Origin of the sequence: Streptomyces sp. NPDC089915 (assembly GCF_040684675.1) — a bacterium.
Taxonomy (GTDB): Bacteria; Actinomycetota; Actinomycetes; order Streptomycetales; family Streptomycetaceae; genus Streptomyces.
This window is the reverse complement of record NZ_JBFBGN010000058.1, coordinates 1-18,744: the sequence shown is the minus strand read 5'-3', so window position 1 is coordinate 18,744 and position 18,744 is coordinate 1. Positions and strand designations below refer to the sequence as shown.

Here is an 18,744-nt window from a genome sequence, read left to right as displayed (position 1 = left end):
ATGTGTTCAAAACCCTGGGGTGCGGGCCTACTCTGGCCCTCCGCAACAGGGAGGGACCCGATGTCCGAGAACGCCGCCGACCACGCCCAGCAGGCGGACCCGGGGAGACCCGCCCAGCTCCCGCCCCCGCCGCCCGCCCCCGGCCTGCCGGGACACGACCGGACGGCCTGGCTGCTGTACCAGCACCACCTGCGCCAGCGGCAGCTCCAGGAGGAGGCCGCCGCCAGGGCGGCGAACTCCCTGTGGCGGCGGATCCGTCCGGCCGACGCGGCCCCGGTCCGCACCCTCACCCTGGCCGCCGCACTCACCGCGGGCCTCGCCTCGGCCGTCCTCCTCGGGGACGGCGTGGGCCCCGGGCTGCTCCTCGCCGCGCTGCCCGCCATGGTCGCCGCGTACGCCGCGGCCCGCGCGGCCGGCCGCAAGGCCCGCCCCTGGAGCCTGGTGTGGGCCGCCGGGTGCGCGGCGCTGCTCGCGGTGCCGGCGCTGCGCGACTCCGCCTGGCCGTCCACCCTGGCGGTGCTGGCCGCCGTACCCCTGGCGGCCCTGGCCCTGCAGGGCACCCGGCGGTGGCCCGGCGTCGTGCTCGGCCCGCTCGGCCTCCTCGACAGCGCCGTCGGCGGAGTCGGCTGGGCCTGGGCGGGCGTCCGCACGCGCGGCGACGGAATGGGCCGGGAACGCTGGCTGCCCGTGGCCAAGGCGGCCGTGGTGGGGGTGGTCCTGCTGCTGCTGTTCGGGGCGCTGTTCGCCTCCGCCGACGCGGCCTTCGCCGACCTGCTGGGCGGCCTGACCCCCGACGTCTCGGTGGGGGAGGGGCCGCTGCGGATCCTGCTCTTCCTGGCCGGTACCGTCCTCGCGCTCGCCGCCGCCCGCAGCGCCGCGGCCCCGCACCGCTGGGACCGGATGAAGTCCCGCCCGGGCACCCCGCGTTCCCGGGTGGAGTGGAGCCTGCCGCTGATCCTGCTCAACCTGCTCTTCGCCGGCTTCAACGCCGTACAGCTGGCCGTGCTGTTCGGCGGCTACGACAAGGTGCTGGAGAGCACCGGGCTCAGCCACGCCCAGTACGCGCGCCAGGGGTTCTGGCAGCTGCTGTGGGCCACCGTCCTGGTCCTCGCGGTGATCGGGCTCGCCCTGCGCTGGGCGCCCCGGGGCACCCCCGCCGACCGCCGCCTGGTCCGGTCGGTACTGGGCACGCTGTGCCTGCTGACCCTGGTGGTGGTCGCCTCCGCCGTGCGCCGGATGGACCTGTACGTCGCCGCGTACGGACTGACGAGGCTGCGGCTGTCCGTGGTCACGACGGAACTCTGGCTGGGCCTGGTGATCGTGCTGCTGATGGCGGCCGGCCTGGCCGGCGGCCGCTGGCTGGCCCGCGCGGTGGTCGCGAGCGCGGCGGCGACCGTACTGGCCTTCGGGCTGGCCTCGCCCGACGGGATCATCGCGGAGGCGGGCGTCGCCCGCTACCAGCGGGACGGCGGGATCGACCTGGTCTACCTGCGCGGGCTGTCGGCGGACGCCGTGCCCGCCCTGGACCGGCTGCCCGAACCCCAGCGCTCCTGCGCCCTGCTGTTCATCCGCGACGAGCTCGGCCGGTCCGGCGAGGGCCCCTGGTACGCCACGAGCCTGGGCGAGCACCGCGCCCGCGGGATCCTGCGCGAGCGGCCGCTCACGGTCGACCGGAGCGAATGCGTCCGCCGCGTCGTGTACACCGTCCGCACGCCGTAGTGCGGGCGAGGGAGGATACGGCCGTGGAAGAGACGGAGCCCGAGACCTACCTGATGGCCACCTCGGCGGAGACCTTGGACCTGCTGCGCGCGATCGAGCGGTACATGACCGAACGGCTGGGCGTCGGCCGGGCCGAGGCCGTGGCCCGCATCAACCGCTGCTGGTCCGGGCTCGACCTGTCCGGCGAGGACGAGATCATCCTCCACGAGGACGAGTACTACTGGGCGTTGGGGATGTACTTCACCGAAGTCGAGGACTGGCACCCGGCCGCCGACCGCTCGGGCTGGACCGTGCGCCCGGCGCCGCCGGAGGATTCGGAGTACTGGACGGTGTGACCCCGCCGCCGGAGGTTCCGGCCCGGACGGGATGAACCGTTTCGCCGGGTGAAAGACGCACCCGGTCGGGTGAGTCCCCGGCGCCCGCCCTGTCGCACCGGGGGCCCGGGCGGCTAGACAGCATGTCCGTGATCAAGGAATCGGCCGGGGCCCGGCCGCGACGGCGCCCACGCCGGGCCGCGGGGCCGCCGGCGGCGGCCGCCCTGGCCTGCGCCCTCGCGGCGGCCTGCGCGCTGCTGACGGGCTGCGCCGGCCCGGCCCCGGAGCGCGCCGCCGACCCGGACGAGGTCATCAAGGCCGCCACCCAGCGCCTCACCGACGCCTGCCTGATCCGCCAGGGGCTCGTCCCGCCGCGCAGCGGGACCCCCCGGCCGTCCGGCACCGAGGACGCACGGGTCGGCGCGGCCCTCTTCGGCGCGGGCCCGGCCGAGCTGTCGCTCACCCTGCCCACCGGCTACGTCGTACGCGCCCACACCGACGGCTGCCTCGCCGCCGCCCAGCAGCGGCTCTACGGTGACCAGCCCGGCTGGTTCCGCGCCTCGGTCGTCGTCAACAACCTGCGGCCGGAGGCCGACCACGCGCACCGGGACCTCGCCGAGGTCCGGGCCCGCCACCACGACGAGATCGCCGAGTGGCAGCGGCTGCGCGCCCACGCCCTCACCGAAGCCACCACCGTGCTCGAGAACCCGCCACCGAAGGGAAACCCGCCCGCATGAAGCGCTTCACCACCCTCCTCGCCGCCGCCGTGATCACCGCCGGGGCCGTCCTGGCCACCTCGGCCGCCGCCGAGGCGGCCGACTGCCGCAGCGGCTACTTCTGCGTCTGGACGGACGCGAACTTCAACGGCATGAAGATCGAGCACAGCGGCGACGACCACTGGTGGGAGGGCGACATGTTCAAGCACGACTCCTCCTGGGCCAACCACGGGGTCTCCGGCCCCGGTGTGCCCGACCACGTGAAGGTGTACGAGGGCCGCAAGCTGCTGGGGCGGGTCACGCTCTGCCTGGCCCCCGGCCAGGAGGTCGGCTACAACGCAGGCGCCAACGACCAGGGCGGCTCGCACACCTGGTCCACCGGCTGCTGAAGCCACCCCCCGGCCGCCCGCTCAGCGCAGCACCACCGCCGCCGCGGCCCACTGGGCCGTGGCGGTGCCCGTGGCGGCGCAGGGGCGGGCCGCCGGGACCACCCGGTAGGCGGTGGTGAGCCGGTAGGACGAGAGCTGGAGCGGGGGCAGCGCCGTCCACTCGGCGGTGAAGGCCGGCGCGGAGCCGCCGTTCGTGCCGACCGCGCCCACCACCAGGTCCCCGGCGGCGCAGTCCGGCCGGGTCGGCCCCGTGCTGAAGGCCGGCCCGCCCGCCTCCCCGTGGGCCTGCGCGGAGCCGACGGCCGCGCTCACGCCCCGGAACTCGTCCACGGCGACGTGGTGTCCGGCCGCGTACGGGTACGTCGCGCGCAGCGAGTCGGCGGTGCCGAGCGGGTGCGCCCCGAAGGCCGCCAGGAGCAGCGTCCGGTGCCGGGCCGAGTCGGTCTCGTCGCCGACGACGCGGAACTCGTCCCCCTGCGTGTCGGTGACCTCGACCGGGCCGGGGCACGCGCCGGTCAGCATGATGCTGACCACCAGGGCGTCCCCCTCGGTCACCGGGGACAGCACGGGCAGGACCACGTCGGAGCCGGAGAGGACCTCCTGCCCGGAGGCGACCCTTCCGGCCCAGGAGGGTGCCTCCTTCCCCGTACGCGCCGCTCCCGCCGCCGGTGCGTACGGCGAGGGGTGCGGGTTCGCGGCGGGGGGCGCGCAGGGCCGCTCCTCCACGGGGAACCCGGCCTTCGTCCCGGTGGGGGCGCCCCCGATCAGCGCCAGCGCCGCTCCGGCCCCGAGGCCGACGCCGAGCAGCAGGGTCGCCGTGTGCGCGGCGAACCGCTGCCGTGACACCCGCCGGCGCGGCCGCTCCGGCCCGGTCGGCGCCGCGGGGGCCGGTGCCGGAACGGCGGGTGCGGGTGCGGCGGGTGCCTCGGCCGGTGTCCCGGCGGTTGCGTCGGCCGGTGCCCCGGCGGGTGCCTCGGCCGGTGCCCCGGCGGTTGCGTCGGCCGGGCCTGCGGGCTCCCGGGGCCGGGGCCGCTGCCGTTCGTCCTCCGGGGCCAGCCGCAGCCGGGTCCAGTCCGCCTTCCACTCCGCCAGGGCCGCCTCCGCCACGCCCAGTGCCCGCAGCAGTCCCGCCACCCGGTCCCACGGCGGCAGCGCCGGCCGGTCCGTGCGCAGCGCGTGCGCGATGGTGGACCGGGGCAGGCCCGAGCGCCGCTGCAACTCCCGCAGGGACAGCCCCTCCACCGCTTTGAGGGCCCGTAACTCCCCGATGAACCCGGCGACGGACTCCCACCGCCGTTCCCGCTCCGTCATGCCTTCCCCCCCCCCGTGTAGTCCCCCTGGACCGGCCCGTCCGAGGGTGTCCCACGGCGGCCGGGTGGCCGGATCCTACGAGGGTCCGGCCCGGCCCCGGAACGGCTCGACCGGCCAACTCTCGGCCGTGGCCTGGAGACCGTCCCGTCCCCGACTGTCCGGTCTTGCCCCGGCGGGTCCGTTCCGGCTAGGCAGCCCCGCCCCCGTCCTCGTCCGCGCGCAGGGCGCTGCGGACGCCGGTGATGACCACGGCGATCAGGCAGAGGGCGATGACGGTCTCCGCCCACAGGAAGGCGAACCAGTCCAGCACGCAGCCGATCGGCGGAGTGCCGGGGGCGGTGTTGCGGAAGGCCGAGAGGGCGAAGAGGGTGGCGGCCATCCAGGCGAGGGCCGGCCAGACCACGCCCTCGCCCCGGGAGATCAGGTACCAGGTCCCGATGAGCACGGACGCCGCCAGCGCCCACATCACCATCATCATGAAGACCGCGAAGACCAGCAGGCTGCCCGAGCGGACCAGGGACAGCGCGAAGACGGCCTCCTCCCGGGAGGAGGACAGGGGGTCGGCGGAGACCGCGAAGAGGGTGTCGTTGTTGGAGAACAGCAGCCGTACGGGCACCTGCCGGCCGCCCGACACGGCCCGGAATTCGATCTCGGTCTCGTAGGTGTCGAACGGGTAGTCGCCGATCGAGCCCCCGGTGAGGGCGACCTGCACGTCCCGGGTGGTGAGCCGTTCGTGCGCCTTGAACGCAAGGTCGGCGAGGGTCGCCGAGGAGGTCTGGAGGCTGAGGTCGGCCACCGGGGCGGTCGACTCCTCCTCGCCGAGGTTCCCGCGCGGGACGACCCGGACCCGGAGCGTCAGCTCCCTGCCCGCCGCGTCGACGCGCTGGACGGTGGCCGCCACGTCCACCCGGTCGGGGGCGGTGGACCCGGTGGTGTGGACGGTGTCGCCGGCCTGCCGCTCCGAGAACTGGAGCCACGAGCCGACGCCCACCGCCACCACGATCAGCAGCGCGATGGGGATCAGGACGGTCAGCAGCGAGGACCGGGCGCGGCGCCGTAGGGGCGTGTCCGGGGGTGGGGCCATGGGGACTCCGGCGGCAGGGGAAGCGGAACATGTTCGTCCGGCCAGCGAAACCCCTCACCGGCGCCAGCGCCACCCCGGTGGCCCGGGTGGCGATCCCCCCGCCCCTCCCATCGCGCCAACCGTGCCGGGCCGCCCCGCCCCGGCGGGGGAAACGCGGCTCGGCCAGGGGAAACGATGCATGGACCACACATCTGATCGGATACGCCCGTGACGGCTGGGGTCCAGACGTGTCCGAGGGGTCGGGACAAGTGCCGCGAGACGTCCGATTCCGCTCTTCATGCCCCGGTATGACTTCGCCAGGATGGGTCCCGCGACTCCCGGGCCACCGCCGTCGGCGGTGGGGTCCCGGTTGCCGAGACAAGAGGGGAACACGCATGGCACCGCGCAGGATCCTGGCGATGATGACCGCGACCGCGGCACTGATGGCGGGACCGGTACTGACCGCCCAGGCCTCGACCTCACCCCAGAACGCCTTCGACCGGCAGGCCCGCGCCGCCGGACTGACCGCCCCGCAGGCGGCCGAGCTCAGCCGGCGCGTCGGCGCAGTCCTCGCCTCCGACCCGCAGGCCCGTCAGATCTCCGCGAACAAGCTCTCCATCGCCGGCGGCGACCTGGTCCTCAGGGCCCCCGGGCAGAGCGAGACCCGCGACCTGGCCGCCCCGGACCAGGCGCTGGCCTGCTCCGACGGCCACCTGTGCATCAGGGACGGCCAGGGCAGCAACTGGGACTACTACTACTGCGGCTACTACGACTTCGGCGGCATCGGCGACGGCACCTTCAACAACAACCAGAGCTCGGGCACCCGGGCCCGCTTCTACAACCAGAACGGCAGCGAGCGCTGGTCGAACGTGGCCAAGGACAGCGGCACCGCCACCTGGACCCCCGTCTACCACATCCGCCCCTGCTGACCTCCTCCCCGAGCCGGCCGTGACCGCCGCCCGGGCCCGCCCCCACCGGGGCGCGCCCGGGCGGCGTGCGGGCGTTCAGCGCGGGATCACCCAGTCCGGCATCCAGGTCCCGGAGTCCGCCCGGACGACGCCCGCCGCGCCGGCCAGGTGGGCGCGCAGGGCCGCCAGCCCCGGGTGGGGGTTGCCGCGGCGCCAGAGCAGCGCGTGCGGGTAGAGCGGCGTAGGGTCCGTCACCGGGATGCGGCGCAGCCCGTGTCCGGCGGGCCAGACGAGCCGGGTTCCCTCGCTCATGAAGGTGGCCAGGGCCGGGGTGTCGGCGATGGTGTCCAGCAGCGCGTCGGAGCCGAAGTTGGGCCCGGTCGCCTCGATGGTGAGGCCGAAGGCGGCGACGAGGTCGTCGTAGTAGGCGGTCCACTCGGTGCCGGGCACGACCCCGGGCATCCAGATCCGGTGCCCGGCCAGTTCGGCGAGGGGCACCGACCTCGCCCCCGCCAGCGCGTGCGCCGGGCCGGTGAGGAGCTGGAGCGGCTCGTCCAGCACCCGTACGGCCTCGACGTCCTCCGGCAGGGGGCGGCCGGGCGCGGTCACGGCGCGGAAGGTGGCGTCGACGGCCCCGGAGCGGACGGCCGCCACGGCCGCGTCGATCTCCAGCAGCATCACCACGTCCAGCTCGACCTCGGGGTGCGCCCGGTGGAACCCGCGCATCAGCCCCGTCACCGCGCCCCGCGAGTTGATCACGTCGACGCGCAGCGGACGGCTCTCCGTACGGACGGACGCGGCCGCGCGCTCGGCGGCGCGCAGCAGCTCGCGGGCGTGCGGGAGGAAGGCCTGCCCGTCGATGGTGAGCCCGGCGCCGCGCGGCGTACGGGTGAACAGCCGCACGCCGAGGGTGCGTTCCAGTGCCGCGATCCGCTTGGAGACGGCCTGCTGGGTGACCGCCAGCTCGGCGGCGGCCTCCTGGAAGCGGCCCGCCTCGGCGGCGGCCACGAAGGTCCGGACGGCGTCGAGATCCATACGTCCACCCTAGGCCCACAACCCGTGGTTGTGCCCGGGCGGCCTTCCGGTTGTTTGATCCGCGGGTGCGCCGCCCGCTTTGATGCTCCTGCACGCTGATCGGTTGTAGGGCAGGGGAGAGGAGCGTCGGACATGCGGAGTGGGCAGCGGCTGGGGCGCACGTTCGGATGGCTCTGGGGAGCGTACGGAACCAGTGCGCTCGGCACGTGGCTCGCCTTCGGCGCCTTCCCCGTGATCGCCGTCCGGGTGCTGCATGCCGGACCGGCCGAGGTGGCCGCGCTCTCCTGCGCCGGGGCCGCGGTGGGCGCGGCCGCGGCGGTGCCGCTCGGGCCGTGGGTGGAGTTCCGCCGCAAGCGGCCCGTGATGATCGCGATGGACCTGGTCCGGTGCGGCGCCTTGCTGACCGTTCCCGTCGCCTTCGCGCTGGGCGCGCTCGGCTTCCTCCAGCTGCTGCTGGTCTCCGTCGTCGTCGCGGCCGCCGACATCACCTTCGGCGCCGCCTGCGGCGCGTACCTGAAGTCCCTGCTGCCGGCCGAGGACCTGCTCGTCGCCAACGCCCGGTTCGAATCCACCTCCTGGACCGCCACGATCATCGGCCCGCCGCTCGGCGGCGCCGCGATCGGGCTCCTCGGCCCGGTGGCCACGGTGGCCGCCGACGCGGTCAGCTATCTGCTGTCGGCCCTGGGCATCCGGGCGGGCGGCGGACACGAGCCGCCCCCCGCGCCCCGGGGGACCGGGCGGCTGCGGGCCGGGGACCTCCTCGACGGCTGGCGGCACATCCTCGGGGACGCCGTGCTGCGCCCGCTGTTCCTCCACACCGCCCTCTTCAACGGCCTGGTCATGGCCACCTCGCCGCTGCTGGCCGTCCTGATGCTCGGCCGGCTCGGCTTCGAGCCGTGGCAGTACGGGCTCGCCTTCGCCCTGCCCTCCGTCGGCGGGCTCCTCGGCGCACGGCTGGCCCGGCCCCTCGCCGCCCGCCACGGGCAGCGCCGGGTCCTGGCCGTGTCCGGGACCCTGCGCGCGCTGTGGCCCGCGGGCCTGGCCTTCACCGGGCCGGGCACCGGCGGGCTGCTGCTGGTCATGGGCGTCGAGTTCGGGCTCATCCTGTGCTGCGGGGTCTTCAACCCCCTCTCCGCCACCTACCGCCTGCGGCACACCCCGCAGGACCGCGTCGCCCGTACGCTGTCCGCCTGGTCGGTGACGACGAAGGGCGCGACCGCCCTGCTCACCGCGGTCTGGGGCCTCCTCGGCACCCTCCTCGGCCCCCGCCCGGCCATCGCCCTGGCCGGAGTGCTCCTCCTGGCCACTCCGCTGCCGCTGTTCCCGCGCCGCGAGGCTAGGCCGTTGGAGGAGGCGGGCCGCCGGACGGGGTAGGGGCGGGGCCGCGCGCCGGGTCGGGGGCCTGCTCGGCGGCGTGCGCGATATTGCGGACCATGCCGCCGAACACCGCCGCGTGGAACGGGCTCACGGCCCACCAGTACAGATGGCCCAGCAGACCGTGCGGGTGGAAGAGGGCGCGCTGGCGGTAGCGGGACCGGCCCGCGTGCACCGGGTCGGGTTCGGCGTACATCTCCAGCCAGGCCAGCCCCGGCACCCGCATCTCCGCGCGCAGCCGCAGCAGCCGGCCCGGCTCGATCTCCTCGACCCGCCAGAAGTCGAGGGCGTCGCCCACCCGCAGCCGGCTGGCGTCGCGGCGGCCCCGGCGGATGCCGGCGCCGCCCACCAGCCGGTCCATCCAGCCGCGTACGGCCCAGGCCAGCGGGAAGGAGTACCAGCCGTTCTCCCCGCCGATCCCCTCCACCACCCGCCACAGCGCCCCCGGCGGGGCCGCCACCCCGGCGCTGCGGTGGTCGGTGTACAGGCTGCCCCCGGCCCAGTCCGGGTCGGTGGGCAGGGGGTCGCTGGGCGCGCCGGGCAGCGAGGCGGAGGACCACCGGGTGCTCACCTGCGCCTCGCGGACCCGCTCCAGCGCCAGGGCCAGGGCCCGGTCGAAGGCCAGCGGGGCGCCCTGCGGATCGGGCACCCAGCGGGTGATGTCGTGCTCCGCGCACACCACCTCGTGGCGCAGCGACTCCGCGAGCGGCCGGGCCAGGGCCCGGGGCACCGGGGTGACCAGGCCGATCCAGATGCCCGACAGCCCCGGGCTGAGCATGGGCACGCGCAGGATGCGCCGGTGCGGAAGCTCGGCGACGGCCGCGTAACGGTGCATCATCTGCTCGTACGTGAGCACGTCCGGCCCGCCGATGTCGAAGGCCCGGCTGACCTCCGGCGGCATCGCGGCGCTCCCGACGAGGTAGCGGAGCACGTCGCGCACGGCGATGGGCTGCACCCGGGTGCCCACCCAGCTCGGCGTGATCATGACGGGCAGCCGCTCCGTCAGATACCGCAGCATCTCGAACGAGGCCGACCCCGAGCCGATGACCACCGCCGCCCGCAGCACCGTGCAGGGGACCCCGGACGCCAGCAGGACGGCCCCCACCTCCGCGCGCGAGCGCAGGTGCGGGGAGAGCCGTTCGGGGGGCATCCCGGCGGGGGTGAGCCCCCCGAGGTAGACGATGCGCCGGACGCCGGCCCGCCGCGCCCGCTCGGCGAACAGGCGGGCGGCCGCCCGGTCGCGCTCCTCGAAGCCGGGACCGGCGCTGAGGGCGTGCACCAGGTAGTAGGCGACGGCCACCCCGTCCAGGGCCCGGTCCAGCGAGTCCCCGTCGGTGACGTCCCCGCGCACCACCTGGGCGCGGCCGGCCCAGGGGTGGTCGCGCAGCCGCTCGGGGGAGCGGGCCATCGCCCGGACCCGGTAGCCGGCGTCGAGGAGTTCGGGCACCAGGCGGCCGCCGATGTACCCGGTGGCGCCGGTGACCAGGCACAGGTCGCCGGCCGGCTCGTCACCCGTCATCGGCTCGCTCCGTCCCGCGGCGGCGGCTCCGCCCCCTTCGAGCCTGGACCCGACGCGGCCCGGGCGCAACGCCGGGCCCGGCGGCGGGTTACGGTGGCCCTTTTCGAGGGGGAGACAGCGATGTCGCACCAGCCGGGGTGGGGACAACCCCATCCGCAACAGCCCGCACCGCACTGGGGAGCCTGGGCGCCGCCCCCGCCGCAGCCGGGCGTCATACCGCTCAGGCCGCTCCAGCTGGGCGACGTGCTCGGCGGCGCCCTCACCGCGTTCCGCCGCCACTGGAAGCCCCTGACCGGGATCATCCTCCTGGTCCAGGGCGTCGGCATCCTGCTCGTGGCCGCGGCGATCGGCCTCGCCGCCTTCGGCCTCGACAGCCGCTTCGCCGCCGTGTTCGAACGCCCCGGCGAGCCCCCCGCCTCCGGCGACGTGGCCTCCCTGTTCCTGTACCTCACCCCGGTCCTGGTGCTGACGGTGGTCATCCTGGTCCTGGGCGCGGGGATGCTCACCGCCCTGTGCCCCGCCGTGATCCAGGAAGCGGTGCTCGGCCGCCCCGTGACCTTCGGCGCGATGTGGCGGCGCTGCTGGTCCCGGATGCCGTCCGTCCTCGGCGTCCTGCTGTGCGTGGGGCTGCTCACGGGCGGGCCGCTGCTGGTCCTCTACGCGGCCTGCTTCCCGTCGATCGTCATGTCCGTGCACGACGCCTCCCCGCCGGCGGCCGTGTTCGTGCTGCTCCTGGGCGTGCTGCTGTGGATGCCCGTCATGCTGTGGCTCGGCATCCGCTACAGCCTCGCGCCCGCCGTCGCGGTCTGCGAGGGGCTCGGCCCGGTCGCGGCGATGCGCCGCTCCGCCCACCTGGTCAGCGGCGGCTGGTGGCGCACCGTCGGCATCGCGGGGCTCGCGTACCTGCTGGCCTCGGTGGTCGGGTACGTCATCCAGATGCCGTTCGTCTTCCTCGGCGTCTTCTCGCTCATCCCCGCCCTCCTCACGCTGGGCGACACGAACGACCCGGGCACGCTGCTCCTCGGCATCGTCGGCTACGTGGTCTGCATGCTCCTGGGCTCCGTCCTCGGCTCGGTCTTCCAGGTCGGCTACCCGCAGCTGGTCCTGTCCCTGCTCTACGTCGACCAGCGCATCCGCAAGGAGGGCCTCGCCGAATCCCTCGCCCTCGCCGCCTCGCTCCCGGGCGGCCGCTGACGCCGCCGCCCGGCACCCCGGGGGCCGTCAGAGGGCCGTGCCGCCCGCGTTGGCGGTCAGCTGCCGGAGCACCTTCAGCGCCGTGACGTAGTCCGCGTCGTCGATCCCCTCGTGGAGCGCGGCGCGGATCGCCGGGGCGTTGCGGGCAAGGTCGACGCGGGCCCGTTCGCCCTCCTCGGTGAGCCAGAGCCGGTCGTCGGCGTCCCGGGTCAGCCAGCCGCGCTCCACGAGCACCGCGGCCTCCGCCGCCAGGTCGTCCTCGGGGCGGACGTAGGAGGCCATGGCCTCGCGCAGCTCGGCCGCGGTCATCCCCCGGCCGTCGGGCGAGATGTCGTTGACCGACAGGTTGCGCAGCAGCCAGAACTGCGGCTGGGTGTAGCCCTTCTCCGCCTGGCGGGCCCGGGTGAACGAGATGAGCGCCTCGTAGGCGACGCCGGTCCAGTAGGCGGCGGGCTGTCCGGCGAGTTCGGCGTCGGACATCTGCTGGGTCGTCATGGTGCTTCCCCTCCTGTCGCCCCGGTGCGGGACGTACGGCGACCGTATGACCTCAAGTGCGGTTGAGGGCAAGCCGTGATCCTTCCTCAGGGCCTCAGGGCCTCAGGGCCTCAGGGCCTCAGGGCCTCAGGGCTTCAGGGCGGCGGCCGGCAGGCGCAGGCCCACGATCGCGCCGCCGTCCGGTGCCGTGCGGGCGAAGACGGTGCCGCCGTCGGCCGTGACCAGTTCGTGGACGATCGCCAGGCCCAGCCCGGAGCCCGGCACGCCCTGGGTGCCCGGGCCCCGGTGGAAGCGGTCGAAGACCGCCCGTTCCTGGCCCGGCGGAATACCCGGGCCGCGGTCGTGCACGCTGACCTGCGCTCCCTCCACCCGGACGAGGACCGGGCCGTCGGGCGGGCCGAACTTGACGGCGTTGCTCAGCAGGTTGTCCAGGCAGCGCTGCACCGCGCGCGGGCGGGCGTGCACCGGGCGGGCGTCCTCCGTCACGACGGTGACGGCGCGTCCGCTGCGCCGCCGGCAGCGGTGCGCGGCGTCCTCGGCCGCCTCCGTCAGGTCCACCGGCTCCGGCTCCTCGCCCGTGTGGCGGTCGGTGGCCAGCTCGACGACCTCGCGGACCAGGTCGTCCAGCGCTACCGTCTCGCGGACCAGGGTGGCGAGGATCTGCTCCTCGTCCTCGGGCGCCAGCCGTCCCCGGGCCCGCTGGAGCAGCTCCGCGCTGCCGCGCACCGAGGTGAGCGGGGTGCGCAGTTCGTGGCCGGCGTCCTCGACGAGCTGGCGCTGCTGGGCGCGGGAGCGGCGCAGGGCGTCCAGCATCGCCTCGAAGCTGTGGGTCAGGCGGCCGATCTCGTCGCGCCCGGCCGGCGGCAGGGCGGTGGCGAGGTCCTGGGTGGTGGTGATCCTGTGCGCGGCGCCCACCAGGCGGTTCACGGGCCGCAGGATCCGGCCCAGCACCCACCAGCTCAGCAGTGCCGCGACGCCCGTGGCGGCGGCCGTGGTCCAGGTGATCCGCCACAGGAACCCCCGGTCGAGGGCCTCGGCGGCGCTGTAGCTCTGCGCCGTCATGACCGCCCCTCCGGCGGGCAGCGGCAGGGTGAGGATCCCGTACTCGGTGCCCTCGACGACGACGTCCTCCCGGCTGCTCCCCGTCCCCGTCCGGGCCACCCGCCGGGCCCCCTCCGACACCGGCAGGCGGGTGGCGGGGCCCTCGGCGCCGGACGCGGCACCGGCCGGGGGGCCGCCCGGGCGGACGCTGCCGTCGGCGAGGAGGACCTGCTCGGTCGTGCCGGGCCGCGGGGGCGGGGTGCGGCCCGCGTCGAGGAGGGCGACCACGGCGCCGGCCCGGTCCCGGAGGCCGCGTTCGAGCTCGTCGCCCACCAGCGTGCCGATGCCCCGGTAGGAGGTGAACGCGGCGAACAGCATCGCCAGGCTCGCGGCGGCGACGACCACCAGGGTGATCCTGATACGGAGCATCAGGCCGGCCGCACCGTGTACCCGACGTTGCGCACGGTGTGCACGATCCGCGGTGCGCCGTCCTCCTCGGTCTTGCGGCGCAGGTAGCCGATGTAGACGTCGAGGGAGCGCGAGGTGGTGTCGAAGTCGTAGCCCCAGATGCGCTCGTAGATCTGACTGCGCGTCAACACCGTTCCCCGGTGCTCCAGGAGCAGCTCCAGCACGTCGAACTCCGTCTTCGTCAGGTCCAGCGCCCGGCCGGCCCGTTCGGCCGTGCGGGCGGCCGGGTCGAGTACCAGGTCCCCGGAGGTGAGGACGCCGAAGCCCGCCGCCTCCGGTTCGGTGCGCCGCAGCAACGCCCGGATGCGGGCGAGGAGTTCCTCGGTGGCGAAGGGCTTGGCGAGGTAGTCGTCGGCGCCCGCGTCCAGACCGGCCACCCGGTCGCCGACCTGGTCCCGGGCGGTCAGCACCAGGACGGGCAGCCGGTCGCCGCGCCGGCGCAGCGTCCGGCACAGCGACAGTCCGTCGAGACCGGGCATCACCACGTCCACCAGGGCCAGGTCGGGTTCCTCCCGGTCCAGCGCGGCCAGGCCCGCCACCCCGTCGGCCGCCTGCACCACCCGGTACCCCTCGAAGCGCAGCAGCTGGTCCAGGGTGCTGCGCACGCCCGGGTCGTCCTCGACGACCAGCACCGTGCGGCGGTGCGCCGTGATCGCGTCAGTCATGTGATCATCATCGCGTCCGGCGGAGGAGGGCACGTCGGCGCCCCGTCAGCGGCGGACCGGGGTGACCGCGATCGGCTCGATCCGGCTCGTGCAGCCGGTGTCGCCGGTACGGCCCGTGCGGATGAAGCGGGTGGAGACCTCCAGGACGCATCCGCTCCGCTCCAGCTCCGGCACGTGCCCGGTGTTGCGGACCGAGAGGAAGCGGCCGTCGCGGAACTGCCGGGCGGCCTGACGGCCGTTGGCGTCGGGGGTGTTGGCGTCGAGGTCGCCGGAGAGCACCAGCACCGGGACGTCCGGCAGGCGCGGGTGCGTGGGCTGCGGCGGCGCCGTGTTCCCGCGCGGCCAGCCGATGCACACGTCGCCGCCGTCGGTGGGACCCTCCAGGTAGCCGGCCGCCCCGAACGCCCCGAACGCGCCCTCGCCGGCCCCGGCCAGCGCGGAACGGTACTGGCGCCACCGCTCGGACGGCGCGGCGTCCGCCTTCCAGGGCTTGCGGTAGTCGTTGCAGACCACGGCGATGTACGGGGCCTGGTCCTCGGCCGACCCGGTGGAGCCCTCCGCGCGCACCAGGTCCAGGAGCGGTCCGGAGTCCCCGGCCGCGAAGCGGTCCAGGGCGTGCGGCAGGGCGCCCAGCAGGGAGGGGGCGCCGGGGTCGCTCCCGACCTCGCGGCTGGCGCTCTCGTAGGCGAGGCCGGCGAGCTTCCCCTCGGTCAGGCGCATCCGGTACGGGGCCGCCCCCTCCAGGGGCACGTCCACGTCGAGCGGGTGCTCGCGCAGGCGGGCGGCGGTCGTCGCCAGGTCCCGGACGGCCTTGTCGCCGTCGCAGGCGGGCCGGCCGCCCGCCCCGGGGCGGGCCGCGCTGCGCTCGCAGATCCGGCGCAGGGACAGGGACACGGCCTGGGCGCCGGACCGGCCCAGCGGGTCGAAGGCGAGCGGGTAGGCCCCGGACAGCACGATGGAACGCACGTGCTCGGGGTGGCGGGAGGCGTAGACCGGCATCAGGTAGGTGCCGTACGAGAGGCCGTAGAGGGTGAGCCGGTCCACGCCGAGCCGGGCGCGGATCGCGTCGATGTCGTCGGCGGTGGCGGCCGTGGTGTAACCCCGGGCGCGCGGACCGAGGTTGACGGCGCAGCGGGTGACGGCGTCGCGCTGCTGCGCGCGGGTGCCGAGGCGGTACTCGGCGTCGGTGACCCCGCAGGGGATGCGCTGGGAGACGCCGGTGCCGCGGGGGTCCACGAGCAGCAGGTCGTGGTCGGCGAGCAGGTCCGCCAGGGCGGCGCCGAACACCGGCGCCCGCTCGACGGCCACTTCGCCGGGGCCGCCGGGGTTGACCGCGACGGTGCCCTTGGCCGGGCCGGGGGCGCGGTGGCGGACGACCGCGTAACCCACGTCCACGGTGCCCAGGGCGGGGCTGCCGGCGACCAGGGGGCGGGTCATCGAGCCGCAGTCCACGCGGTGGCCCTCCACCGAGGGGCACCAGGCGGGCCGCCCGGCACCGGCGGCCGCCATAGTCCCGGCCGCTGTGGTTCGGGGCGCTGTGGTCCCGGTCGCCGCGGTTCCGGCCGACGTGCCCGGGGCCGCCGCCGTCGCCGTCACGGCGGGCAGGCCCGGGACCAGCAGCATCGCCGCCCCCGCGACCAGTCCCGCCCGTTGCAGCACGTTCATGCCCGTCATCGCCACTCCCGCTGTGCTCCGCCGGCCGTCCGCCCTGCGCGGCGGCCGTGGACACGACTGTGCCGGGGGAGTTTCACGGTCCCGGCAGAGCGGAGGCAAAGGCGTGTAAGAACCCGGGCCGGCGGGGCGGACGACAGGCCTTAGCACACCCGGCCCGTTCCGCGGGGAAGCTCCCGTATGTCCGCCCCCGGCGGCGCGTCGCTCAGTAGCGTGACGGGCACGGCCACGCCGCTGGGGCGGGCGGGGAGGAGCGGGTCCGATGGGGACCACGGTGGTGGGGTTCCGGCTCGGCTGGGACCGGAAGGGCCGGCAGGCGACGGTGGTGCTCACCGAGGCCGGCGTGCTGCACCACAGCACCGGCCTGCTGGGCCTGGCCGTACGCCCCGCGCGGCCGCACGCCCCGGCCGGCCCCGACCCGCACCCGGTGCCGCGCCAGGCCGCGACGCTGCGCAGGCTGTACGCCGACCTCCACCACCAGGGCTACACCCGCGAGTTGATCCCCCCGGCCTGCGTCCGCCTGGAGACGGAGGAGCACCCCCTGCACCCCCGCCCGTACGGGGAGCACGCGCCGCCGCCGCATCCGGAGCTGATCGCCGACTTCACCGGCGCCGCCCCGGCGGGCCCCGGGACGCTGGAGGACGCGCTGACCGCCTTCTACGGCGCGGTCGGCCTCACCCCCCGCTCCAGGGCCGCCCTCCCGTCCGGTGCCGCCCTCCCGTCCGGTTCGCCCGCCGTGCCCCCGGCGGTCCGGGAGGCCCTGCGCGGGCTCGCCGAGGGCCGCACCCTGGCCTCCCGTCCCCGGCGCGGCGCGGGCTGGACCGTCACGGGGGCGGGGGTGCGCCTGAGCGTCGGCCGTGTCGGCGAGGACCTCACCCACCGTGAAGTCGCCGAACTCCAGGCAGCCCTGACGGCCTGGCTGCGCCACCAGCGCCGCCCCGGCGCGGGGTCCGGGACGAGGTGAGCGGCACGGGCGGCGGAGGGGCTCAGTCGCGCAGCAGTTCCTCGCGCAGGGCGCCCAGGGTGCGGGTGAGCAGGCGTGAGACGTGCATCTGGGACATGCCGATCTCCTCTCCGATCTGCCGCTGGGTCATCTCCTGCCCGAAGCGGAGCTCCAGGATGCGCGTGGTGCGCTCGTCCAGCCCGGACAGCAGCGGCGCGAGGGACTGCAGGTCCTCGACCGTCTCCAGCGCGTCATCGGTGTCGCCGAGCGTCTCGGCGAGGGTGTGCGCGGAGTGGGCGGCCCCCGGGGCCGACTCGCGGCCCTCGGGGGAGCCGGTGGCGGCGTCGAGGGACTGGGTGGAGTAGCCGTTCGCCGCGACCAGGCCCTGGCGGACCTCGTCCTCGGTGAGGTCCAGGTGCTCCGCGAGCTCGGCGGGCGTCGGCGCGTGGCCCGTCTCGGAGGTCAGCTCCTCGGTGGACCGGGCCAGCTGCGAACGCATCTCCTGGAGCCGGCGCGGGACCCGCACCGCCCAGGTCGTGTCCCGGAAGTGCCGTTTGATCTCGCCGGTGATGTACGGCATGGCGAGGGTGGAGAACTGGGTGTCGCGGTCGAGCTCGTACCGGTCGATGGCCTTGATCAGGCCGATGATGCCGACCTGCACGATGTCCTCGTTCTCCGGACCGCCCGGGCGGTCCCGGAACGGGCGGGCCGCGAAGTTCACCAGGGAGACGTTCATCTCGATCAGCGTGTTGCGAACGTACTGGTACTCGGGGGTGCCCTCGTCCAGGCTCCTCAGCCGTTCGAAGAACACCCGCGTCAGCTGACGCGCATCGCCCGGGTCCACCTCACGTGGACAGGGCACGTGCGGCAGGCCGTCGATCACGGGGTTGTCCGTGACGGACGGGGCGGCTGTGTCGGCAGTGGCCGTAAAGGTCATCGTCTCCGCTCCTTGGGCACGGGTGCTTGCGGTGCGTTGCTCGGTGCTCGGATCAAGCGGAAGTTCGATTCCGCTCACCCTGAACCCTGCCTGGACTACGGACACACGTCAAGCGATACCGGAAAAGCATTTCTGGATTTGCCTTTCGTGGGTGACTCCCCCAAGAATGTCCGCGTGGAGAGCGAGCACATGGGGTCCCGCCGGAACCGCTGGACCTTCCTGACCAACCACGCCCGGGTACTGATCACCATCGCGCGGGACCCGGGCGTCCGCCTGCGCGACATCGCCGCGACCTGTGACCTCACCGAGCGCACGGTGCAGGCGATCGTCACGGACCTCCAGGCGGACGGATACCTGACCCGCACCCGCGACGGCCGGCGCAACCGCTACGTCGTCGCCCCCGGGGCCCGCTTCCGCCACCCGGCCGAGGCCGACCACGAGATCGCCGGCCTGCTCGCCTACCTCGCGGCCCCGCTGACCGCCCCCGCGCCGCCGCCCGCGGAGGAGGCGCGCGCCGAGGCCCCGGCCGGCGGCGAACCCCGCGCGACGGCCTAGCTTCGGGGGTCCGCGTAGCGTCGGAGGTCCGTGCGGGGCCCGCACGGACGCGGCCGGTGTGCGTCGGTCCGCCGATCCGGGGCATGCGAGCCGCATGGAACCCCTCTCGTCCTGCGCGTCCCGACCGCGACGGCCCCCGGAGCCCGGCCCGGGGAACCTGCGTGCGCTGCTGCCCGTGCTGCCCCGCCAGGCGGACCGCCGCCGGCCCGGGAGCACCGCCGTCGCCCACCACGCGGCGCGGCCGAAGCCCGGCCCCGGCGGCCGCAGGCCTCCGCACCGCCGCCCGGCGCTGCTGCTCGGCGCCGCCGGGCTGCTCGGGCTGGGCGTACGCACGCTGAACCGGCGCCGGGGAGGGAACCCGGACCGCTGAACGACGCCGCCCGGGGCTGCACCGCGCGGCCGCCGCCGCGCGCAGCCGCTCGCGGTC

The 18,744-nt window shown here is 75.6% G+C and carries 19 protein-coding genes; 10 read left to right on the top strand and 9 right to left on the bottom strand.

Annotated features, from left to right (window positions below):
- The first annotated feature begins 60 nt into the window (after window positions 1–60).
- The 4 genes from AB0O29_RS18925 (at window position 61) to AB0O29_RS18910 (ending at window position 3,138) form a co-directional block, all read left to right on the top strand.
- Window positions 61–1,719 (top strand): DUF4173 domain-containing protein, encoded by a 1,659-nt coding sequence (locus tag AB0O29_RS18925; protein WP_365153052.1) that lies wholly within the window; start codon window positions 61–63, stop codon window positions 1,717–1,719.
- 23 nt (window positions 1,720–1,742) lie between these two features.
- The gene (locus AB0O29_RS18920) at window positions 1,743–2,054 is read left to right on the top strand and encodes a hypothetical protein (protein WP_365153050.1); all 312 of its coding nucleotides are present in this window, start codon (window positions 1,743–1,745) and stop codon (window positions 2,052–2,054) included.
- A gap of 233 nt (window positions 2,055–2,287) precedes the next feature.
- Window positions 2,288–2,770, top strand: a complete 483-nt coding sequence (locus tag AB0O29_RS18915) for a hypothetical protein (RefSeq protein WP_365153096.1) — start codon at window positions 2,288–2,290, stop codon at window positions 2,768–2,770.
- Window positions 2,767–3,138 (top strand): peptidase inhibitor family I36 protein, encoded by a 372-nt coding sequence (locus tag AB0O29_RS18910; RefSeq protein ID WP_365153048.1) that lies wholly within the window; start codon window positions 2,767–2,769, stop codon window positions 3,136–3,138. Before AB0O29_RS18915 ends, AB0O29_RS18910 begins: the two co-directional genes overlap by 4 nt.
- A gap of 21 nt (window positions 3,139–3,159) precedes the next feature.
- Here AB0O29_RS18910 and AB0O29_RS18905 read toward each other — a convergent pair whose 3' ends face one another.
- Window positions 3,160–4,449: a helix-turn-helix transcriptional regulator gene (locus AB0O29_RS18905; protein ID WP_365153046.1), complete on the bottom strand. Its 1,290-nt coding sequence runs from the start codon at window positions 4,447–4,449 to the stop codon at window positions 3,160–3,162.
- Between the two features lie 187 nt (window positions 4,450–4,636).
- Complete coding sequence (locus AB0O29_RS18900; RefSeq protein ID WP_365153044.1) at window positions 4,637–5,533, bottom strand: DUF4436 family protein; 897 nt, start codon at window positions 5,531–5,533, stop codon at window positions 4,637–4,639.
- A gap of 374 nt (window positions 5,534–5,907) precedes the next feature.
- On the opposite strand from AB0O29_RS18900, the gene AB0O29_RS18895 reads away from it, so the two are divergent.
- The gene (locus AB0O29_RS18895; RefSeq protein WP_365153042.1) at window positions 5,908–6,441 is read left to right on the top strand and encodes a hypothetical protein; all 534 of its coding nucleotides are present in this window, start codon (window positions 5,908–5,910) and stop codon (window positions 6,439–6,441) included.
- Between the two features lie 75 nt (window positions 6,442–6,516).
- Here AB0O29_RS18895 and AB0O29_RS18890 read toward each other — a convergent pair whose 3' ends face one another.
- Complete coding sequence (locus AB0O29_RS18890) at window positions 6,517–7,455, bottom strand: LysR family transcriptional regulator (protein WP_365153040.1); 939 nt, start codon at window positions 7,453–7,455, stop codon at window positions 6,517–6,519.
- 132 nt (window positions 7,456–7,587) lie between these two features.
- Here AB0O29_RS18890 and AB0O29_RS18885 point away from each other — a divergent pair, with 132 nt between their 5' ends.
- A complete protein-coding gene (locus AB0O29_RS18885; RefSeq protein ID WP_365153038.1) occupies window positions 7,588–8,829 on the top strand; it encodes an MFS transporter in 1,242 nt (413 codons plus the stop codon).
- On the opposite strand, the gene AB0O29_RS18880 is transcribed toward AB0O29_RS18885, so the two are convergent.
- Complete coding sequence (locus AB0O29_RS18880; RefSeq protein ID WP_365153036.1) at window positions 8,792–10,348, bottom strand: SDR family oxidoreductase; 1,557 nt, start codon at window positions 10,346–10,348, stop codon at window positions 8,792–8,794. The two genes, AB0O29_RS18885 and AB0O29_RS18880, sit on opposite strands and share 38 nt — an antisense overlap.
- Window positions 10,349–10,468: 120 nt before the next feature.
- Here AB0O29_RS18880 and AB0O29_RS18875 point away from each other — a divergent pair, with 120 nt between their 5' ends.
- Entirely contained in the window at window positions 10,469–11,542 is a 1,074-nt protein-coding gene (locus tag AB0O29_RS18875) for a hypothetical protein (RefSeq protein WP_365153034.1), read from the top strand.
- Between the two features lie 27 nt (window positions 11,543–11,569).
- Here AB0O29_RS18875 and AB0O29_RS18870 read toward each other — a convergent pair whose 3' ends face one another.
- The 4 genes from AB0O29_RS18870 to AB0O29_RS18855 all read right to left on the bottom strand — a co-directional run bounded on the left by AB0O29_RS18870 (window position 11,570) and on the right by AB0O29_RS18855 (window position 15,885).
- Entirely contained in the window at window positions 11,570–12,037 is a 468-nt protein-coding gene (locus AB0O29_RS18870; RefSeq protein ID WP_365153032.1) for a MarR family winged helix-turn-helix transcriptional regulator, read from the bottom strand.
- 126 nt (window positions 12,038–12,163) lie between these two features.
- Complete coding sequence (locus AB0O29_RS18865) at window positions 12,164–13,507, bottom strand: HAMP domain-containing sensor histidine kinase (RefSeq protein ID WP_365153030.1); 1,344 nt, start codon at window positions 13,505–13,507, stop codon at window positions 12,164–12,166.
- Window positions 13,507–14,211, bottom strand: coding sequence for a response regulator transcription factor (locus tag AB0O29_RS18860; protein WP_365153028.1), 705 nt, complete (start codon window positions 14,209–14,211; stop codon window positions 13,507–13,509). The genes AB0O29_RS18865 and AB0O29_RS18860 overlap by 1 nt, the downstream gene beginning before the upstream one ends.
- 45 nt (window positions 14,212–14,256) lie before the next feature.
- On the bottom strand, window positions 14,257–15,885 hold the full coding sequence (locus AB0O29_RS18855; RefSeq protein ID WP_365153026.1) for an alpha/beta hydrolase: 1,629 nt from the start codon (window positions 15,883–15,885) through the stop codon (window positions 14,257–14,259).
- Between the two features lie 259 nt (window positions 15,886–16,144).
- Here AB0O29_RS18855 and AB0O29_RS18850 point away from each other — a divergent pair, with 259 nt between their 5' ends.
- Window positions 16,145–16,846, top strand: a complete 702-nt coding sequence (locus AB0O29_RS18850) for a hypothetical protein (protein WP_365153024.1) — start codon at window positions 16,145–16,147, stop codon at window positions 16,844–16,846.
- A gap of 22 nt (window positions 16,847–16,868) precedes the next feature.
- Here AB0O29_RS18850 and AB0O29_RS18845 read toward each other — a convergent pair whose 3' ends face one another.
- Window positions 16,869–17,762, bottom strand: a complete 894-nt coding sequence (locus AB0O29_RS18845; protein WP_365153022.1) for a SigB/SigF/SigG family RNA polymerase sigma factor — start codon at window positions 17,760–17,762, stop codon at window positions 16,869–16,871.
- A gap of 189 nt (window positions 17,763–17,951) precedes the next feature.
- Between AB0O29_RS18845 and AB0O29_RS18840 the strand changes: the two genes are divergently transcribed.
- Together AB0O29_RS18840 and AB0O29_RS18835 are read left to right on the top strand one after the other, a co-directional pair.
- On the top strand, window positions 17,952–18,317 hold the full coding sequence (locus AB0O29_RS18840; protein WP_365153094.1) for a helix-turn-helix domain-containing protein: 366 nt from the start codon (window positions 17,952–17,954) through the stop codon (window positions 18,315–18,317).
- A gap of 175 nt (window positions 18,318–18,492) precedes the next feature.
- Window positions 18,493–18,687 carry a hypothetical protein gene (locus AB0O29_RS18835; protein WP_365153020.1) on the top strand — a complete coding sequence of 65 codons (195 nt, stop codon included), beginning with the start codon at window positions 18,493–18,495 and terminating at the stop codon, window positions 18,685–18,687.
- Window positions 18,688–18,744 lie beyond the last annotated feature (57 nt).

Excerpts from the sequence above, each read along its gene's own strand:
- AB0O29_RS18925 (WP_365153052.1), top strand. The coding sequence starts at position 61 with ATGTCCGAGAACGCCGCCGACCACGCCCAGCAGGCGGACCCGGGGAGA.
- AB0O29_RS18910 (WP_365153048.1), top strand. The coding sequence starts at position 2,767 with ATGAAGCGCTTCACCACCCTCCTCGCCGCCGCCGTGATCACCGCCGGG.
- AB0O29_RS18905 (WP_365153046.1), bottom strand. The coding sequence starts at position 4,449 with ATGACGGAGCGGGAACGGCGGTGGGAGTCCGTCGCCGGGTTCATCGGG.
- AB0O29_RS18900 (WP_365153044.1), bottom strand. The coding sequence starts at position 5,533 with ATGGCCCCACCCCCGGACACGCCCCTACGGCGCCGCGCCCGGTCCTCG.
- AB0O29_RS18895 (WP_365153042.1), top strand. The coding sequence starts at position 5,908 with ATGGCACCGCGCAGGATCCTGGCGATGATGACCGCGACCGCGGCACTG.
- AB0O29_RS18890 (WP_365153040.1), bottom strand. The coding sequence starts at position 7,455 with ATGGATCTCGACGCCGTCCGGACCTTCGTGGCCGCCGCCGAGGCGGGC.
- AB0O29_RS18885 (WP_365153038.1), top strand. The coding sequence starts at position 7,588 with ATGCGGAGTGGGCAGCGGCTGGGGCGCACGTTCGGATGGCTCTGGGGA.
- AB0O29_RS18880 (WP_365153036.1), bottom strand. The coding sequence starts at position 10,348 with ATGACGGGTGACGAGCCGGCCGGCGACCTGTGCCTGGTCACCGGCGCC.
- AB0O29_RS18875 (WP_365153034.1), top strand. The coding sequence starts at position 10,469 with ATGTCGCACCAGCCGGGGTGGGGACAACCCCATCCGCAACAGCCCGCA.
- AB0O29_RS18870 (WP_365153032.1), bottom strand. The coding sequence starts at position 12,037 with ATGACGACCCAGCAGATGTCCGACGCCGAACTCGCCGGACAGCCCGCC.
- AB0O29_RS18865 (WP_365153030.1), bottom strand. The coding sequence starts at position 13,507 with ATGCTCCGTATCAGGATCACCCTGGTGGTCGTCGCCGCCGCGAGCCTG.
- AB0O29_RS18860 (WP_365153028.1), bottom strand. The coding sequence starts at position 14,211 with ATGACTGACGCGATCACGGCGCACCGCCGCACGGTGCTGGTCGTCGAG.
- AB0O29_RS18855 (WP_365153026.1), bottom strand. The coding sequence starts at position 15,885 with ATGACGGGCATGAACGTGCTGCAACGGGCGGGACTGGTCGCGGGGGCG.
- AB0O29_RS18850 (WP_365153024.1), top strand. The coding sequence starts at position 16,145 with ATGGGGACCACGGTGGTGGGGTTCCGGCTCGGCTGGGACCGGAAGGGC.
- AB0O29_RS18845 (WP_365153022.1), bottom strand. The coding sequence starts at position 17,762 with ATGACCTTTACGGCCACTGCCGACACAGCCGCCCCGTCCGTCACGGAC.
- AB0O29_RS18840 (WP_365153094.1), top strand. The coding sequence starts at position 17,952 with ATGGGGTCCCGCCGGAACCGCTGGACCTTCCTGACCAACCACGCCCGG.